Genomic DNA, 17,000 nt, shown 5'->3' with positions numbered 1-17,000 from the left:
TAAAAGTGAGTAATTTGTCGAAATATGAAATAATACCTAAGACATATGGCTTAATTATAATGAATTTTGAATATCGTGTTAACACACTAAATTTTGTGTGTTAGGCTTTAATAGTAAACAAATCCCAATTGAGGAGTTGAGTGTAATTACAAAAGATTCATGTCAGCAATCACATCTAGAAAGAAGGCCCTCATGATGAAAAAAAAAATTGCAACTATATTTATTCTATTATCCTTTCTTGAATTAATCGTATTGATTATTGTTGGTAAGTCCATTATCAATAATATCATTCAGCCAGATACGTTCACAGGAATTATATCTCTTCCGTTAGTAGCTTGTTTTCTTTCTTTATGGATGTTTTTCTCCAAACAAAAACTTGAAGAACGTATCGTAGGACTGCAAATTTGCTTTATCACAGCATGTTTAACAATTGGACCGTTAGTTTGTCTATGGTTTGTAACTTGAAATTATGCAAAACTATCTAGTTATAAGTAGGAGGACTCATGAAAAGAATAGTAAAGTTTATTACAGCAGCACTTCCCCTTGTTCTTGTTTTTAATTTGATTTTTGTCGGTACAAGTAGCGCAGAAGATTCTGGTACTGAAGTGAATGATATACAAAATTTCACTTTAGAAAATCAAACTTTATTAAGTGACGGATCAGAAGTAAGTACATTTCAATTAAATCCAGAAAACGGAGAGTCTCCGATAATTTATGACGTAACAGATGATAAAGATACAGTAACTGTAATCGCTACACAAAATGGAATTGAGCTAGACAGAGCCATAACTGATAAAAGAACTGGAAATATTAAGCAATTAAAAAATGGTGTAGTTGTAAAGGAATACAAAATTGAAGATCATGTAACCATTAAATCAACTGAGAGTAATAGTATAAATGAAAATGAACAATCCATTCAGTCTGCTCAATCTCAAAATCTCTTAAGATCTGCATATAATTCTGGCATTGGGCAGTATGGATATTTGTATGGTGACTTCACAACTAGATATGGTGATACTTATACGTTAAATTTTGGCGTGGGTACTTCTGTATCTATTATCGTAGGAGCACTCGCTAGTATCGTAACCGGTACTGGAATAGTTGTGGCTATAATAACGGCACTCGGCTCTACAGTTGTAGCAAATGCTATTACATCGCTTATTAGTGGGGATGTGTTTGCTCAGTTTAAAGATTATAACCTTGAGGTTCGTTCCCAGGGTAAAGTCGGCTTAGTATCTAAACAAACGATTGTTAATGCAAAGGTTAATAATTATCGTACAGGTGGATCTTCTTGGGTGTATTTACGAACTGAAGGGGACGGAAGAAGTTGGGATGATTTATGTATTATAGGAGCTTACAATGTATATCTCCAAAATCTATAATTAGAATCAAATCATGTATAAATGAATGATTAAACAGCAATAATTATGCAGGCAGCGGTTCTTTGACCTTCTAGGGTCGGTAGAGAACCGCTGTTTTTGATGTCCTTGGTTTAGATCGGATAGATAGTCGATTGAACCTGCATATGATATGCTCAAGGAGATCGTCGATAGCATCAAGCCTGTTCAGACTCAGAAGGGCATAACGTATGTGCCGTCTTCATTCTTTGAACCTTTCTTCAATGATGTGGTGGTGAATGATGGCAACGTTTTGATATCCGCGCAAGTGTCGACGTTTCAATAAACGGGTGGCCGTAGCTGAATATGTTATGAAGCTCAAGACCTTTGAAACCATCCTAATAATAGAAAACGGGTTTCAAAGGTCTTTCCTCACCCTCCACATAAACCATAATCGCTTGATACAAAAACCTCAAAAATTCCTCATCACCAAACTGATCGAAATAACCCACATAGCGACGATCTGTCGTATAGGCTTCCGCGATACATCTCAGAATCTCATCATCACAGCTCATGAACTGTTCCAGGCAACTCTTCCATTCACACACTAACGCTTGCACCTCACCAGAAGCAGGAGACAGATCCTGATGTCTCGCCAACGCATGAAATACCTGCTCCATGTTGACCGAGAACTGCTGGTAGGCTTTTTCTTGCTCTTCCACAGACAGCTCGCTCACATTGGCTTCGAATTCCTGATATTTCACGGTATCTCCGTAGATGAACTTCGCCTCGGATTCATATTGCTCTTGAATGGACAGAATGGGAGAATCGTCAAACAGATGAAGATGAGAGATATCCGTCCCATCCACATACTCATCCAACTGGTCGATGATGGTTTCAAGCTTTTGTTTTCGTTGAACGAGTGTACTGCGATGCTCTCTTAGGATATCTTTTTGTTCTTTCTTGGAGAGTTGCATCATGAGTGCAATGTCTTTCAATGAGAAATTCATTTCTTTGAACAAGAGAATCATCTGCAGATACCCCAGTGCCTCTTGATCGTAATAGCGATAGCCATTGTCCTCGACTTTGCTCGGTTTTAATAGATCCGTTTTATCGTAATAATGTAATGCGCGTTTCGTGATGCCTGTAATCTGAATGATATCTTTAACGGTGAAATAGGGTGTCTTCATTCCAAAAGTCCTTTGTTTCAGCAAGGATGACACTTGCCGGAGTGATGGTTGCTTCGGTGATCGGTGTACCTGTTTTGTTCAGATAATATTGAATTAAGTGATAACCGCAGGCATAGCCAGCCGCATAGGGCATACCTACGGGCGTGAATTTTTGCATGATGGCAAGTTCATCGCCGTATAGATACGGATTAATCTGGTCAAAACCGGTGACATGCAGCTGGTCTTTCATCTTTGGTTTGATTACGGTATTCAATGTCTCCATATCCGTTTTGGCTACCCAGGGGCCTAACAATTCTTCTCCATACAGGGATGTCGCAAAGCTCTCGGCCAGCCCCTCGCTAACAACCATCTCCCCAAGCGTAATCTGTGGATTCCACTGGATATATTGGTATCTCACGTTATGATTGCATTCATGGGCTAACACGGATTGGATACGAGGTAGAGTATATCTACTCGGGATCAGGTTCGCAATAATATAACCGGGGATTCCACCATCTCCGCTGATGCCTTCGTTCATAGTGAGTGAAGGACTGTTCTTGTCGCCTAATAAAATCGTGTACAGATATTCGGAGACCGACAGTTCAATCCCGTGCTCTGTAAAGGTGGATAGACTCGTACAAACAGCTTCATGACACTGTTGCCAAAATGCTTTCGACGAGATCGCTGCTAACGATTCGTTAATGTCGGTCGTGATATCTGCGGGAGTGATATTCATAAAGTTATTCATCATGATCACATCGAAGCCGTGAGGCTCTTGAGAGCGAAACGGGATCTGTTGAATGTTCCATTTGTTCATGAATGGACTCATCATTCGCTCGCGGTATAACTCCAATTTCTCATCGGGTGCAGCCTGGACGATCTCCTCATAGATTTGATCTGAACGTAACGCGGTAATCTTCATCCTTAATCTCTCCTTCATGTAAGCTTGAGATCATTATCAAGTATGACCTAACGTAACAGTCAAGCGTTGATGTTACGCTGCTGGCTCTCTGAGTGATTCTTCATCTTCATTGCGAATATCAGACCAGACAGGATATAGATCAGGCTTAACAAGAGATAAGGGATTTGCAGCGAGAATACGCGATCAAATGTCGTCCCACTAACCCGCACCAATAATCCGCCAAGAAGTGTACCAATGGCACTAATGCCAAAGGACAAAAAGCGAAACACACTTCCAACCCTGCCGAGCATCTCATTAGGAACGGAACGTTGCAGGATGGAGGAACGGGTAACATTGTAGACAATAATGAAAAATGCAGCACAGAAGTACAGTCCGCCTACCATATACGCATTTGTAGTTAGACCCACCACACCGTAGATGATTCCCATGCACAGAATGGAGGAGATAATCAATTGTTTTGTACTCCATTTCTTGCGCATATAAGCAACAGCCTGACTCCCTACAATGCTGCCGATCGTTGCGATGGAGATAAGGATACCGAATGCAAAGGCATCCAACTGAAGCACATCTCGTACAAAGAAGATCTGAGTAGCCAGAATGATCGAATACATCAGCGTAATGGTGACAGATAGAATGGCTAATCCGCGGAGAAAACGATCATGATATACATATTGAATACCGGACCACATCTCTCGTTTCCAATTTTTCATCGGGCGAACTTCCTTCTTGGTTGTTTCCGTATCCCCTGGATAGAAGTTTCCCTTCAAACTGATTAAAAAAAGCAGAGCAATAACAGCCGTTACAGCGTCTATGGCAAAAGGGAAAACAATATGCAGGGTGATAATGAACCCTCCCAGAGCAACGCCCAGAATATCACTTGTGATTAACTGTCCGGCGGTGAACTGCCCATTTGCTTTCTCCAACTTACTCTCATCTACCAGTTGTGGGATCACCGTCTGCACTGTACTGTCGAATACAACTCGGCTCAGGCCAATCCCAAACATGAACAGTGCCAGAATCGGAATGCTCACCCATCCTCCCCAGATACATAACGTCAGGACAAGCAGTAGGATCATTCGCGTAAAGCCTGCCCCAATCAGCATATGTTTGCGTGAGTAACGGTCGATGAGGACACCTACAGGCAGACTGAATAGTAGCCAGGGTAAACGAAGTGCCGTCATGGTGACAGAGGCATACAGCGTATCGCTCGTAAGTGTTGATATGAGCCAAGGAACCGCAGCAAGTGTAAGTCCATCACCCAAAAATGTAAGAGAAAATGCACCAAATAACTTGGTATAGTTTGACTTGATTTTCATCGTTCCCTCCACCAATAAGATGTTAAGCATAGCAACTTCGAGGTTGGAAAATAATGTGTTTTCACTTAAACCAAATTTAAGTTATTACAAAATGGTTTTCAATCCTATTTTTACATTAAATAACTTCACAAAACGCTTACAAACTTTCAATTCTACCCTACCTTTTCCGCTACGAAGCTGAGATAATGGGAGAGGAATAAGGTATGAAACAGACGCGACAACCACGTTCATCAACAGTCAAAAAATAAAAAGCTGCATATCCATAGGAGGATTATTAATGACGACACAACCATTGAATCTGATCCAATCCACGGAGGGCAAAGCGTTGCTTGCCCAAATGTATGGACAATCACATTTAGAGGAACAGACCGCACGTTACACGAAGCTGAACGCAACATTCGAAGAGTACTTTGGCGCACAAGAAGGAAGCAAGTTGTTCAGCGCGTCAGGACGCAGCGAGATTGGCGGTAATCACACGGATCATAACCATGGTAAAGTGCTGGCGGGCAGCATTACGCTGGATACGATTGCAGTGGCAGCGCCAACTACGGAGTCAGTTATTACGTTTTACTCAGAAGGTTATGACAAGAAATATGTAATCGATCTCACGGACCTCACGCCAAATACAGAAGACGATGGCACAACAGCATTGATTCGCGGTATGGCTGCGGGATTTGGAGAATTCGGATATAAGGTAGGCGGCTTTCAAGCGTATCTCTCCAGTAATGTGTTCTCGGCATCCGGGGTGAGTTCCTCGGCGTCATTTGAGATGCTGATCTGTACGATTCTGAATCACTTCTATAATGATGGAGCAATGGATGTTGTCACTTTGGCCAAAATTGGTCAGTATGCGGAGAACCACTACTGGAACAAACCTTCCGGTCTGCTGGATCAGATGGCTTGTGCGTATGGCGGACTCATTGCCATTGATTTTGAGAATCCTGCACAGCCAGTTATCGAGCCTGTTCAATGGGATTTCCAACAGAACGGTTACTCATTGGTCATTGTGAACACTGGTGGCAACCACGCCGATCTGACGGAAGATTACGCGGCTGTGCCCAATGAGATGAGAGCGGTTGCTCAGGCGCTGGGCAGTGAGTATGTTCGGGAAATTACGGCAGACGCAATCTACGCCAACCTCAAGAAGGTTCGTGAAGCGGCTGGGGATCGTGCCGTGCTGCGTGCGCTTCATTTCCTGGAAGAAAATAATCGTGTCGATGGTGAGGTTCAGGCGTTGCGTGATGGACGTTTTGCTGATTTCCTGAAATTGATTACAGCGTCCGGTAACTCGTCATGGAAGTGGCTGCAGAATGTATATCAGAGTGGTGCTGTGAAGGAACAGGAGATTGGCATCGCGCTGGCACTGACCGAGAATTATCTGCAAAACCTGGGTGATGGCGCTTGTCGTATTCATGGTGGCGGATTCGCAGGGGTAATTCTGACAATCCTTCCGAACGAAAAAGTAGAAGAGTATATGTCCTGGATGCACGATATGCTGGATACGCCGATTATTGTCGTTAATGTGCGTGCACAAGGTGCGGTATGCCTGAATGCATTGATTTCCTAATTCTGGCTAAACAGTACTCAAATAAATAGTTCTAGTTATAATTCTACGAAGTCCGGGCCATGTCCGGGCTTTTTGGGTTGTTCATTTTATGAAAAAAATTCAAACTTTGAAGGTGCGTAATGTGTTATTTAAGTAGTGTGGTAGCTTAGTGAGGTAGATAGTGACTAGAATACAAGGGTATTTGTGATGGTTCGATTAGGTCAGGTACTGTATCTCAATAATGTTCTCACGGGAGGAAGGATCAGATGATGACATCTACAGTGGCTGGGCAGGAAGAGGCTCAATTATATGAGGAGTTGCAGCGTGCAATTGAGGATGTGGAAGAGGGCGAACAGCGGCAAATAGTTCTCAATCGGATGATCAGACAGCTCAGGTTCGCCAAGTGGCGTAAAGATCGGATGAGCAAAGTTGATGCATACTGCCAAAGGATCAAGCCCGCGACATTATGGATTATCTTAACCACAGGTGCTCTAGTGCCCGTCTTGTTATTTACGATGTTCATTTGGGTATCTCTATGGGTAGAGTAGCAGACAACTAGAGAAAGAAGGAGAGATCGTTCAGGTATGTTATTTATTGTGTTTTTTATTGCGCTTGTATTTGGTGCTTTGTTGATTTTTCGGATGGATGAGGATAGAAGGCTAAAAGCCGGAGCGCTGACCGTGGTCGTGTTCAGTATTCTGCTGTGTATGCTACTCATATTCCAAATGGGTAGTTACGGAGGCGATCCTTTTAGCTATTTGGGCTTTTTTAACATGTCGTATGGAGCGGCTAACGTATGGGTTCACATCTTTATTGTGACGACGCTGGCGGCGTTACTAACGTATCTGGGTTCGAGTGAGTAGCAGAGGATTGAGGTTAGACAGTGAGGGGAGTTGGTCGGGATTACTCGTCACTGTCTAACCTTTGGCATGTAAAGAAGTGTAACTAATCTCACAAAAAGGCCTTGCCTTTTTTTACAAGGATGAGTCACTTGGGTAAACAGAACCAATACTATTTAGCGTGAATTGGGATTACTGCTGTTCAAAGATTGGACTTTACCCTGGATGTATTGGTGGTAATCGCGGAAGCTGCTGATATGATGCAAGGAATCGGAATTCTCGGATTGGATCTTAATTTTACCGTCCTGAGGCAATTTTTTCATCTCAGCAATGACGGATTTGGAACCTTGGATATCACCGGACATGTCCTGAATTCGCTGTAATAATGCTTGATGTCCTTCATGCTGGAGCATTTCGGCGAGTGGTCGCATTTCCTCCAGCTTTTGGCTCGACCGTTCAAGGGTGGTCATTACTTTGTCTCCATCTGTACTTGCACTAAGCGAAACCATCCGGTGGATATGATCTTTCTCCATACGCTCAAGCGCCTCAAGATGAGAAGCTTCCAGTCGTTTGGGATCACTCCAACTCTCCGATCGAACGGTGTCATTCTGTTGCTGGGAAGCATTATTCGCAGTGCCATTGCCACAGCCCCATAACAGAGTTGAGCAGGTTAACACGGCTCCAACGGCGATGATACTTTTTAACCTCATGCTGTCACTCCTTCGATATTTTCCTGAAGGTAGTATGAGCTATAATATCCAAAATCATGCTTCATCTTTTCATTTCTTTCCCATAAAAATGGAGCTTACATACTTTTGGCTACGGATAATCAAAGTGATAGTAATGTAGCAAATGACCCCAATAAGTGAAGTTACAATTGCAACGTTATGTAATGAGGTGAGAAGCATTATGAATCTTTATACTAATAACATATGGCGCTGGACCATCAATATTCTGTATCCTGCCATTATCTTTGTCTTCCAGAGTTGGGGACCGATATTGGATTCTTGGGCGGGGCCTATTTTGTTCGTCGCGGTGTTCTGCTTTCTATGGAGCGATGTAAAAGACATGTTCCTCTCGACGGGATTGACATGGTTTATTGCCATCCCGTGCTGGTGGTATTGGATTGAACGTCCGAAACCATCGTTCGGCGCAGAACATTTTGCCGCACATCTATGGTTAATTGTACTTATATATATTGTCTTTGTGCTCATTCCCCAGACATTAATTCTGACTACTCGGTTGCGGGTAATGTATTATTATAAGAAGTGAAAGTCAATTTAGAATAGGCAAACGTACAAGGATTAGGGGGAAGCAAATATGAGTCGCTTAAAAAGAATCAACAAGCCATACTTCATCTTCCTCATATGGAATGTACTCATGATTGGTGCTGTTCGTGGATTAACCTTCCAACATGAGCCTGGTAGAGGCGTGTCTGGTAACGGTAACCTGGGACTTCTAGTGTTAGCTCCATCTCTTTTGACCTTCCTGATTCTATGTATTTGGACGACAACTTTGTCCAAATGGTGGTTATATGATCAGCGTCAGCGCTGGGGAGGAAAGGTACATGTCTGTGTACCCCTAGTTGCTCTTCTACTGTGTGTGTTGTCAGTCTTTCTGGAGTTACGTATTATTGATGACTTACGAATGCAACTCAATGGATTTACGAATGATCCGAATTCGGCAGTGTACCGTTTTGGCTGGCTGAACCAATACACGAACACACTGTTTTACAACGTGCCGATCCTGCTGTTCTGCCTATCTTTCTCCATATTGATAGGCTGGCTAATGGAATGGAGACTTCGCAGTCATAGATCCGCATGACCCGAACTGCAAACGAACGACATCCATCTACACAAACACCCCTTATCCGGTTTCAGACGGACAAGGGGTGTTTTACGCGTTTCCTATACTTTCCGTTTATATTTCCCTGTATACGGGATGGTGAGGTGGATTTTCAGATCTTGAATCGAGTCTTCGGTAAGCATCATCTTGCTGTCATTGTTGGATAACTTACGCCAGAGTTTCGGATTTTTGCGATACAGCTTCTCCTGAAGACCGTAAATATCCACACCACGCTCAAGGCCGTGACGATAGGTCTGCATGATCTGCTCCCGCAACTTCACTTCACTGATCTGGATCATCTCTTCATAAGAGGTGGGCACCAGGTATTCGTACAGGGCGGTGAGGTAGTGGGCGTCAATGTTGAACTTGACCTCTTCCCCATGAATGACAGGTTTAATTTTGATCTTTGGCAATCCTACACTCAGTGCCCCGTAGATCGTTCCATCCTTCTGAACTAGTAGGGGGGCCCGCCGCATGTCCTTGATTAGCCAGTGATAACCGGGAAGCTGACTGCGTGGAAAGTATTCAAAGTCATAGCCAGTCTTCTCAAAAAAGGCCCCTTCCACCAGAAACAAATCATGTTTCTTCTCATTCTCAGCCCACTGGGTATTGTTCAATGCAAGACTCGGCAGATACGTCGTGGTAGCCGGATCATTATGTGTTGCAATGAGTTTAAAGCTAAGCACAGGCGGATACAACGATTCTTCCATGTACGTCGGGAGCGGGTTGTGAAGAATGCTGTCCAGTGGCGACATATTATACATGGACGTTGCACTCAGAATTTTCTCCAGAGGCTCTCGTGTTCCGTACACCCAGGTTGTATAACGGGATTCTGGAAATCGTCCCAGCATGTCGAACACTTCTTTGATATGTTTGCTAGTCAGCACACCTTCGGCCATAACGATGGCTGTCACATGCCCCCAAGCCATGTGTAATTGAGCCGTGCGGAACAGCTCGTTCAGCGCCAGACTCATGGTTTTCCCTTCGGCATGTCCGACCCATACAGGCGGTGTATCTGCACTTTTGGTCGAACTTTCACTTTTGGCGACACTGGCAAAATCCAGCGTTTGTACATACAGGTGGTACATGCCGTCCTTATAATCAATCCCAAAGGCTTTGGCGTAGTCCACCTGTTGAATCTCAAAGGCACTCCAGCATCCGCTTGTCATCACGCACATCGATAGGCTTAACAGACCCAGCAAACATCGCTGTAACAAGTGTTTCATCGTCCGTTTCCTTTCTTACGCGGTTCTTGAGTCTCAAGATAGACGGGTCTTCGTTTACCTAACCCCTTTGGCAGTTTGAATAATGAAGCTATCGCTTGTTTGAAATGAAGCGGTGTTAACGGCGTGAGATACGGAATGCCAAATGATTTGAGATCAGTCAGGTAGATGAGGAACAGAATCAACGACAGGATGAACCCATAGATGCCGAGGGATGCCCCCAAGACAAAACAAAGGAACCGCAGGATCAGCACAGAACTGGTCATGACCTGATTCACAATGGTTGCTCCAGCTACGACGGTAACTGCGATAATGACAATCATGAGGGGAGAGACCATGCCGGCTCGAATGGCGGAATCTCCGATAATCAGACCTCCAACGACCGTTAATGTCTGGCCGATGGCACTTGGTAAACGTACCCCCGCCTCTCGGAACAGCTCCATTAGCAGCATAATGAGAAACATCTCCACTCCCGATTCCATTGGAAGTCCCATGCGTCCAACCGATATCGTCGCGACTAGAGGAAAGGGGATCTGATCCATATGAAAGGATGTCAGCGCAATATAAAAGCCAGGCAGGAATACGGTGATCATCAGGCCAAGAAAGCGCAGCATCCGTCCTACGTTCACAGGCAAGAAGGGAAAGCTGGCATCCTCCGGTGATTTGAGCAAAAGAAACAGATTGACTGGCCCAATAATGGCGCTGGGATTGCCGTCTACAATGAGGATAAAACGTCCGTTCAGGAGACATTCTGCAGCAAAGTCAGGCCTGCCCGTATAATGGGTGACGGGAAACAAAGTAATCTTCGAAGGCGACAGCAATTCTTCCAGTTCATTGGCGGTCAAGATGCGTTCCGTCTCAATCTTACGCAACCGATCCTGGACGTCTTCGATCAGCTCCGGATTGGCGATATTCTTGATATACATCAATGCCACCTTGGTTGCAGAACGTGTACCGATCAGTTCGATATTACAGGCCAGTTGGTTCGTACGCAGACGGGTGCGTATCAAGGCAACATTGACTGCAAGTGGTTCGATGAACCCATCTCTTGCCCCACGAATCGAAACTTCGGTGGTTGATTCCTCCGGTGTTCGAGTAGGGATGTTAGATATATCAATACTCCACATGGTTTGCAGGGAAGGAATACAGATCAACATATGGCCTTCAAAAACACGGAGAGACATCAGTTCAGTTCCAAATGCCGGATCTTGCAGATCCATTCGGGTCCAATCCAGGCTGATGCACTTTTCAATGTCGGATGTACGGATAAAGTGTGTATTTTCATATGTTCGTTTGAGTTCCGGGAGAATAATATCGTAGATCGCTTCACTATCTACCATACCGCTGCAATAGGTCATAAGGAGTTGCATCGGAGGTTCTCCGATCATATGACTATTGATGATGACATCATCAGATCCGGCAAAAAAGGTATTCAGGTTATGCTCGTTCATTCGGAACGGTTCAACGTCAGGATTATTCTTGGGCTGGGTTGAGATCGGCATGATCGGGAGCCTCCTTGTCCTTTTTATGGATTAATGCGGCAATGGTCAATATTACGGTAACGATGGATACATAAGCGAGCATGACCGGGAACTGAATATGATCCACGTAATAGTCGACGTAATCAATGCGCCACCATTGCATCGCCATGAAGCTCATGATGACGGTAATGGTAAGGATGGCGATATATCGTTTCTTCGGTCTGCGGAAATTCAGCAGATCCACGATGAGATACATGGATATGGCCACCCTTGCAAAGGAACCACTAAGCCACTGATAGATGGACAGAAAATCAACGTGTTGCAACAGTTTACCTATATTCACAAGTTTCCATTGCTCATAGGGACTGTTTCGTTGTTTTGCTGCTTCCTCGGGACCAAATTCCACGATGGCTCCGATCGTTGGTCCTATCGCCATACTGAGCATAAACACGCCTAGGATCAGAACATACCACCAACGAATTTTGCCTTTGACTTCATGTTGGAATAACATAAGAATCCAGATTTCCATAAGACCGGCTAAGGAGTAGATCATGCCCCGCCACACGGGACCCATGCCGTTCTCCATAATCGGGAACAATAGACTGTAGTCTTTGTATTTCATATTGGCGGACATTACAAAATAACCAAGCAAAATGACAAAGGGCAGCAGCAGACTGGAAGTCATCGCAATGGAGCGTATGCCTTTAGCCGCTGCCCACGCAGCAACCAGTGCTCCACCACCTGCCAGAACATAAGGAGGTGTGAATTGAAGATACGTGGATACGGTCCAGTTGGTTGTCTCATACAACGTATGTGTGCCAAGCGTGAATAGCAGAATGGAAGCGGAGATCCGGAAGATCCAGGAAGGTACCGCCCCGAATTCTCGGGTAATCCAATCTGTTAATCGCTGTCCACGTACTCGCCGAATGATGATATACATCATACATAGGAACAACATGAACAATGGAGCGGCGGCTACAACAGACAACCATCCATCTCTGCCGCCCGCTTCGAGAATTGCTGGAATGGACAAGACATGGCAGACTAGTCCGGCACTTAATAAAATGATGGAAAAGGACAACCAAATGGTAATTTGACCTTTTTCACGACTCATGGGAATCCTCCTTTCCAATGAAGGAAGTTTCCGTTAGGTTGTACAGCATACAGGAAGTTGATTCCTTTTTCAGTTTTTTTGAATCAAAAAACTCAACAAAGTAGCAAACGGACAATTATTGTCTGCCATATCTGGCGTGTATGCCTTCATACTGTTCATTGGCTCTGTAGAACAGACATATATTTCCTAACCGATTTCTGCAAAAAATGTCCCTACTGTGCCTGTCATCCAAGGTATACGGTTAAAGTACATCGCAGACAAGAGGAGGACGATGCGAATGAACTGGTGGTCTTCGAACCAGCTTCGCCTGATTCAGAACAATCTCCGTGAGATCGATGCGGGGATGAATGTGGACCTGTTGATGAAAGAACTTCAGGAGTTTCAAGCCAATGTGTTGATGATGAATGCGGGAGGCATCTTTGCCTTCTATCCTTCCACATTGGAGCACCAATACGTCACACCTTATCTTCATGCGGATGTGCTACAGGAAGCCGTCACTAAGGCGCATGAGCTGGATATGAAGTTTGTCGCCCGTTTTGATTTCAGCAAAGCTCATGAATCGCTTTTTGAAGCACATCCGGAATGGTTTTATCGTGATCGTGAAGGACAAGAAGTGAATTATTATGGCATTGTGCATACGTGTCTGAACAGTGCGTATCAGCAGGAAAAATCGCTCGAAACCATCACGGAAGTCTTGGAGAAGTATCCGGTGGACGGCATTTTCTTCAATATGTTTGGTTATCAGCACTGGGATTACAGTGGTAACTATTATGGTCCTTGTTACTGTGACAATTGTCAGCGTCGTTTCAAAGAGATCTGCGGGAGTGAGCTACTGGACTATACAGGCCCTGAGCATGAGCTGCATGCAGCGTATCTTCAGTTTCAGGAGGTCACTTCCAGAGAGATTCTGAGCAAAATTCATGACTTGGTTAAATCCCGCTGGCCTCATGTGGCAATCAGCACCTACCATCCTCACCAGATCGATATCATTCGCAAGGAATCCAACACATCACTTACCCGTGCCTTACCTTTATGGCAGTACTCTGCTTCTGAAAATGTAGCTTCTGTCGTACAGAGTTGGGATAACAAGCTGATCAGCAATTGCAGCATCAATGCCATCGACCTGACCTACCGGTTCACAGGTGTTTCTCCGTATGAGACTGAAGTGCGGTTACTTCAGAATATCGCGAACGGATCAGGGCTGGACTTCTGTGTCATTGGGGCATTTGAGGGATATCCGGATCGAAGGAACTTTCCCGTGGCACAGCGTATCTTCCGCTATCATGCAGACCATGAACATATCTATGGGCATCTCGCTTCCATGGCAGAAGTGATTTTGATCAAACCGTCCGCGGCTGGGGCGGGAAGGGAATATCTAGGATTGTTCAAAATGTTAAAAGAAGCCCACATACTGTTTGATGTCATCGTGGAAGAACGGATTGCAGCCATGGCGCATAAACTCGCCGCAGTGAAAGTAGTCATCTTGCCCGGGATGCAACGTCCTGAACCACTAACATTAGAAGCATTAAAAGAAGTGCAAAGTCAGGGAGTAGCGCTGCTTGCTACAGGCAATGCCTTCAAGAATGATACGGAATGTTTGCAGGAATGGTTTGGGGTTGTCCACTCAGGGGATGTAGATATGCTGCCTGCCGCCTACTTGCATGTAGGTGACAACGATCTCTTTCCAAGTCTGAAGGATCGGGATTGGATTACGGTCAGCGGCGGTTTTTCGCGGATGCAGTTCAATCCATCGCATACGGAGCGATATATGCCTTATATCGAACCAGCCTCTTTTGGTCCACCGGAGCGGGCCTATGGTCATCAGATGGGAGAGAGTTACGGATTGGGGATCACCCAATATGTTGATCGTGGGGCAGGCATCTATTACGGTTGGAATCCAGGTGCGTTGTATTACAAACACGGTTTCGAAGATCACAAACATGCAGTGACGGATATACTCGATCGGTTCATTGGAGAACGCTCATTGAGAACAGACCTTCCAGCCAGTGTAGAGCTGTTCCTGAACCAAATGGAAGATGGCAACCTGTTGGTTCAGCTATTGAACTTGTCCGGTTTCAATGGCACGACATATATGGAAGCGTTACCGTTATATGACCTTGCAATTGAACTTAACAACATCGGCACATCCATACATGCGTACTCCCTGTGTTCGTCCAAAGCTGTTCCCATCAAGAGAGAGGCAAGTGTAACAAGGATTAGCCTCCCTATGTTGGCACGGTATGAGGCCATTGTAATTGGCATGGATCATGCCTCGAAGAGAGAGGTGATGTAGCCGATGAACACCCAGTTAAAGACAATAAGCCGCTCAAGTGGCAAGTTGGAATCCGGCAGTCTGCTATCGCGCATGTACAAACACCGGATGATTTATTTACTCATTTTGCCGGGGCTGTTGTACTTCTTATTATTCAAAGTTGTTCCCCTCTGGGGACTGCTTCTCGCCTTTCAGGATTACAATCCATTCCTTGGATTTACGAGCAGTGAATGGGTGGGATTTAAGCATTTCAATGAACTGTTTGGCAGTTCCAACTTCTATATCATGCTGCGCAATACACTCGCCATCAATCTGATCGCGCTGGTGTTCCATTTCCCACTGCCGATCCTGATGGCACTGATGCTGAATGAAATCCGGCATGAGACGTTCAAACGCATCAATCAATCCATTGTATATTTACCGCATTTTCTGTCATGGGTTGTTGTTGCAAGCATGACGTTTTTCCTGCTCTCCACCGACGTTGGCATTGTGAACAAACTGATTGCGCAGAGTGGGAAAGACACGATTTCGTTTTTATCCGAACCGAATTATTTTTGGGGTTTACTTACCGCCCAAAGCATGTGGAAGGAAGCCGGTTGGGGGACAATCATTTTCCTTGCTGCGATGGCGGGGGTCGATCCTCAGCGTTACGAAGCAGCGGTTGTGGATGGGGCCGGACGTTTCCGGCAGATCTGGCATATTACCTTGCCAGCCATTCGGCCAACAATTATCATTTTGCTCATTCTACGCCTTGGGAGCATGGCGGATACCGGTTTTGAACAGATCCTGCTGATGATGAACCCCTTGGTGCGCTCGGTAGGGGAGGTATTCGATACGTATTCCTACACGTACGGCATTTTGCAAGGCAAGATCAGCATCGGAGTTACCGTAGGACTGTTCAAAGGTCTGGTCGGATTGTTCCTGATTGTGGCTGCCAACAAAATTGTGAAAAGACTTGGACACGAGGGAATCTATTAACCCGGAGGGTCGTTGTTCTTTTTGGACAGGAGGATAAGAAATGAGCTTTGTTGTGCAGAAAAAAGGTCTGACACTCTTTGACTGGATCAATTACAGCCTGGTTGCCTTGATCTCGCTAGCCTGCATTTTCCCGTTTCTGTACGTGTTCAGCGTATCGTTTACCGATCCGAAAGTGTATGTGCCGCTGAAGTTTTATCTTTTTCCGGAAAAATGGTCGCTGGAGTCGTATCGTTACATTTTATCAACGAATAGCTTCCTGAACGCTTTCAAAAGCACATTGTTTATTACGGTGGTTGGCACCATACTGAATATTATCGTATCCTTCACGATGGCCTATGGTTTAACGAAGAAGTCGTTGCCCGGTCATAAGTGGATCATGGGGCTGGTCATTTTCACCTTGGTGTTCAGTGCCGGCATTATTCCCAACTACTTGCTTGTTAAGGAATTGGGGCTGTTGAACTCATATTGGTCCATGATTCTGCCTGGACTGACGAATGCATGGAGCCTGATTGTGATTAAAAGCTTTCTCGAATCGCTGCCCTCCGAATTGGAGGATGCGGCACAGATTGACGGATGCAGTGACCTGACGGCCTTCATCCGCATCATAATCCCGTTATCGATGCCAGCCATCGCGACGTTTATGCTGTTCTTCGCAGTGGGACACTGGAACGCCTATTTCAATGCACTCATCTATCTATCCGATTCTAGCAAATGGACGCTTCAGTTACTCATCAAAACTCTTGTAATCGATTCGAATTCGGTCGCCGTGGCTCAGGCGGGAGCCAGTGACGAAAGTGTTGTGCCGCAGGAGACGATTCGAATGGCTTCCATTGTACTGGCGATGGTACCGATCCTGATCGTATATCCATTTTTACAGAAGCACTTTGCCAAAGGGGTCATGATTGGTTCGGTCAAAGGGTGACGGTTACAAAGTGAATAAACAAAATGTTTATCAATA

Annotated in this window: 17 protein-coding genes; 10 read left to right on the top strand and 7 right to left on the bottom strand. The window is 44.9% G+C overall.

The window, feature by feature from the left end:
* The first annotated feature begins 192 nt into the window (after nucleotides 1-192).
* The gene (locus BLS69_RS18795; protein WP_143023593.1) at nucleotides 193-465 is read left to right on the top strand and encodes a hypothetical protein; all 273 of its coding nucleotides are present in this window, start codon (nucleotides 193-195) and stop codon (nucleotides 463-465) included.
* Between the two features lie 38 nt (nucleotides 466-503).
* Nucleotides 504-1,382: a hypothetical protein gene (locus tag BLS69_RS18790; RefSeq protein WP_091034456.1), complete on the top strand. Its 879-nt coding sequence runs from the start codon at nucleotides 504-506 to the stop codon at nucleotides 1,380-1,382.
* Nucleotides 1,383-1,735: 353 nt separating this feature from the next.
* Here BLS69_RS18790 and BLS69_RS18785 read toward each other — a convergent pair whose 3' ends face one another.
* Genes BLS69_RS18785 through BLS69_RS18775 form a run of 3 tightly spaced genes read right to left on the bottom strand, consistent with a single transcriptional unit; the run spans nucleotide 1,736 to nucleotide 4,744 of the window.
* Nucleotides 1,736-2,527, bottom strand: coding sequence for a MerR family transcriptional regulator (locus tag BLS69_RS18785; RefSeq protein ID WP_091034453.1), 792 nt, complete (start codon nucleotides 2,525-2,527; stop codon nucleotides 1,736-1,738).
* Nucleotides 2,502-3,428 carry a DUF2268 domain-containing putative Zn-dependent protease gene (locus tag BLS69_RS18780; RefSeq protein ID WP_091034451.1) on the bottom strand — a complete coding sequence of 309 codons (927 nt, stop codon included), beginning with the start codon at nucleotides 3,426-3,428 and terminating at the stop codon, nucleotides 2,502-2,504. The genes BLS69_RS18785 and BLS69_RS18780 overlap by 26 nt, the downstream gene beginning before the upstream one ends.
* A 59-nt stretch (nucleotides 3,429-3,487) precedes the next feature.
* Entirely contained in the window at nucleotides 3,488-4,744 is a 1,257-nt protein-coding gene (locus BLS69_RS18775; RefSeq protein WP_176872779.1) for an MFS transporter, read from the bottom strand.
* A gap of 277 nt (nucleotides 4,745-5,021) precedes the next feature.
* Here BLS69_RS18775 and BLS69_RS18770 point away from each other — a divergent pair, with 277 nt between their 5' ends.
* From BLS69_RS18770 to BLS69_RS18760, 3 genes are all read left to right on the top strand, one after another.
* The gene (locus tag BLS69_RS18770) at nucleotides 5,022-6,311 is read left to right on the top strand and encodes a galactokinase (protein ID WP_091034445.1); all 1,290 of its coding nucleotides are present in this window, start codon (nucleotides 5,022-5,024) and stop codon (nucleotides 6,309-6,311) included.
* A gap of 245 nt (nucleotides 6,312-6,556) precedes the next feature.
* Nucleotides 6,557-6,838: a hypothetical protein gene (locus tag BLS69_RS18765; protein ID WP_091034443.1), complete on the top strand. Its 282-nt coding sequence runs from the start codon at nucleotides 6,557-6,559 to the stop codon at nucleotides 6,836-6,838.
* A gap of 36 nt (nucleotides 6,839-6,874) precedes the next feature.
* Nucleotides 6,875-7,153: a hypothetical protein gene (locus BLS69_RS18760; protein WP_091034440.1), complete on the top strand. Its 279-nt coding sequence runs from the start codon at nucleotides 6,875-6,877 to the stop codon at nucleotides 7,151-7,153.
* A gap of 152 nt (nucleotides 7,154-7,305) precedes the next feature.
* Here the strand turns inward: BLS69_RS18760 and BLS69_RS18755 are convergent, their stop codons facing one another.
* Complete coding sequence (locus BLS69_RS18755; RefSeq protein WP_091034437.1) at nucleotides 7,306-7,839, bottom strand: hypothetical protein; 534 nt, start codon at nucleotides 7,837-7,839, stop codon at nucleotides 7,306-7,308.
* Between the two features lie 199 nt (nucleotides 7,840-8,038).
* Here BLS69_RS18755 and BLS69_RS18750 point away from each other — a divergent pair, with 199 nt between their 5' ends.
* Nucleotides 8,039-8,401, top strand: coding sequence for a hypothetical protein (locus BLS69_RS18750; protein WP_091034434.1), 363 nt, complete (start codon nucleotides 8,039-8,041; stop codon nucleotides 8,399-8,401).
* Nucleotides 8,402-8,449: 48 nt separating this feature from the next.
* Nucleotides 8,450-8,953, top strand: coding sequence for a hypothetical protein (locus tag BLS69_RS18745; protein ID WP_091034431.1), 504 nt, complete (start codon nucleotides 8,450-8,452; stop codon nucleotides 8,951-8,953).
* Between the two features lie 83 nt (nucleotides 8,954-9,036).
* On the opposite strand, the gene BLS69_RS18740 is transcribed toward BLS69_RS18745, so the two are convergent.
* From BLS69_RS18740 to BLS69_RS18730, 3 genes are read right to left on the bottom strand one after another with little or no spacing between them, the layout of a single operon-like run.
* The gene (locus BLS69_RS18740; protein WP_091034429.1) at nucleotides 9,037-10,200 is read right to left on the bottom strand and encodes a Ger(x)C family spore germination protein; all 1,164 of its coding nucleotides are present in this window, start codon (nucleotides 10,198-10,200) and stop codon (nucleotides 9,037-9,039) included.
* Nucleotides 10,197-11,699, bottom strand: coding sequence for a spore germination protein (locus BLS69_RS18735; RefSeq protein WP_091034427.1), 1,503 nt, complete (start codon nucleotides 11,697-11,699; stop codon nucleotides 10,197-10,199). The genes BLS69_RS18740 and BLS69_RS18735 overlap by 4 nt, the downstream gene beginning before the upstream one ends.
* Nucleotides 11,671-12,792 (bottom strand): GerAB/ArcD/ProY family transporter, encoded by a 1,122-nt coding sequence (locus BLS69_RS18730; protein ID WP_091034424.1) that lies wholly within the window; start codon nucleotides 12,790-12,792, stop codon nucleotides 11,671-11,673. The genes BLS69_RS18735 and BLS69_RS18730 overlap by 29 nt, the downstream gene beginning before the upstream one ends.
* 277 nt (nucleotides 12,793-13,069) lie before the next feature.
* Between BLS69_RS18730 and BLS69_RS18725 the strand changes: the two genes are divergently transcribed.
* From BLS69_RS18725 to BLS69_RS18715, 3 genes are read left to right on the top strand one after another with little or no spacing between them, the layout of a single operon-like run.
* A complete protein-coding gene (locus BLS69_RS18725) occupies nucleotides 13,070-15,085 on the top strand; it encodes a family 10 glycosylhydrolase (protein ID WP_176872777.1) in 2,016 nt (671 codons plus the stop codon).
* Between the two features lie 3 nt (nucleotides 15,086-15,088).
* Complete coding sequence (locus BLS69_RS18720) at nucleotides 15,089-16,042, top strand: ABC transporter permease (RefSeq protein WP_091034419.1); 954 nt, start codon at nucleotides 15,089-15,091, stop codon at nucleotides 16,040-16,042.
* Between the two features lie 40 nt (nucleotides 16,043-16,082).
* Nucleotides 16,083-16,964, top strand: coding sequence for a carbohydrate ABC transporter permease (locus BLS69_RS18715; RefSeq protein WP_091034417.1), 882 nt, complete (start codon nucleotides 16,083-16,085; stop codon nucleotides 16,962-16,964).
* The last annotated feature ends 36 nt before the right edge of the window (nucleotides 16,965-17,000 follow it).

This window comes from Paenibacillus sp. CF095 (assembly GCF_900101225.1).
Lineage (GTDB): Bacteria > Bacillota > Bacilli > Paenibacillales > Paenibacillaceae > Paenibacillus.
The sequence above is the reverse complement of the archived record's forward strand: the minus strand, read 5'-3'. Positions and strand labels throughout refer to the sequence as shown.

What these genes read in the sequence shown, in the direction of transcription:
- BLS69_RS18795 (WP_143023593.1), top strand. Translation starts at nt 193, where the DNA reads ATGATGAAAAAAAAAATTGCAACTATATTTATTCTATTATCCTTTCTT.
- BLS69_RS18790 (WP_091034456.1), top strand. Translation starts at nt 504, where the DNA reads ATGAAAAGAATAGTAAAGTTTATTACAGCAGCACTTCCCCTTGTTCTT.
- BLS69_RS18765 (WP_091034443.1), top strand. Translation starts at nt 6,557, where the DNA reads ATGATGACATCTACAGTGGCTGGGCAGGAAGAGGCTCAATTATATGAG.
- BLS69_RS18715 (WP_091034417.1), top strand. Translation starts at nt 16,083, where the DNA reads ATGAGCTTTGTTGTGCAGAAAAAAGGTCTGACACTCTTTGACTGGATC.
- BLS69_RS18725 (WP_176872777.1), top strand. Translation starts at nt 13,070, where the DNA reads ATGAACTGGTGGTCTTCGAACCAGCTTCGCCTGATTCAGAACAATCTC.
- BLS69_RS18750 (WP_091034434.1), top strand. Translation starts at nt 8,039, where the DNA reads ATGAATCTTTATACTAATAACATATGGCGCTGGACCATCAATATTCTG.
- BLS69_RS18775 (WP_176872779.1), bottom strand. Translation starts at nt 4,744, where the DNA reads ATGAAAATCAAGTCAAACTATACCAAGTTATTTGGTGCATTTTCTCTT.
- BLS69_RS18740 (WP_091034429.1), bottom strand. Translation starts at nt 10,200, where the DNA reads ATGAAACACTTGTTACAGCGATGTTTGCTGGGTCTGTTAAGCCTATCG.
- BLS69_RS18735 (WP_091034427.1), bottom strand. Translation starts at nt 11,699, where the DNA reads ATGCCGATCTCAACCCAGCCCAAGAATAATCCTGACGTTGAACCGTTC.
- BLS69_RS18755 (WP_091034437.1), bottom strand. Translation starts at nt 7,839, where the DNA reads ATGAGGTTAAAAAGTATCATCGCCGTTGGAGCCGTGTTAACCTGCTCA.
- BLS69_RS18730 (WP_091034424.1), bottom strand. Translation starts at nt 12,792, where the DNA reads ATGAGTCGTGAAAAAGGTCAAATTACCATTTGGTTGTCCTTTTCCATC.
- BLS69_RS18785 (WP_091034453.1), bottom strand. Translation starts at nt 2,527, where the DNA reads ATGAAGACACCCTATTTCACCGTTAAAGATATCATTCAGATTACAGGC.
- BLS69_RS18770 (WP_091034445.1), top strand. Translation starts at nt 5,022, where the DNA reads ATGACGACACAACCATTGAATCTGATCCAATCCACGGAGGGCAAAGCG.
- BLS69_RS18745 (WP_091034431.1), top strand. Translation starts at nt 8,450, where the DNA reads ATGAGTCGCTTAAAAAGAATCAACAAGCCATACTTCATCTTCCTCATA.
- BLS69_RS18760 (WP_091034440.1), top strand. Translation starts at nt 6,875, where the DNA reads ATGTTATTTATTGTGTTTTTTATTGCGCTTGTATTTGGTGCTTTGTTG.
- BLS69_RS18780 (WP_091034451.1), bottom strand. Translation starts at nt 3,428, where the DNA reads ATGAAGATTACCGCGTTACGTTCAGATCAAATCTATGAGGAGATCGTC.
- BLS69_RS18720 (WP_091034419.1), top strand. Translation starts at nt 15,089, where the DNA reads ATGAACACCCAGTTAAAGACAATAAGCCGCTCAAGTGGCAAGTTGGAA.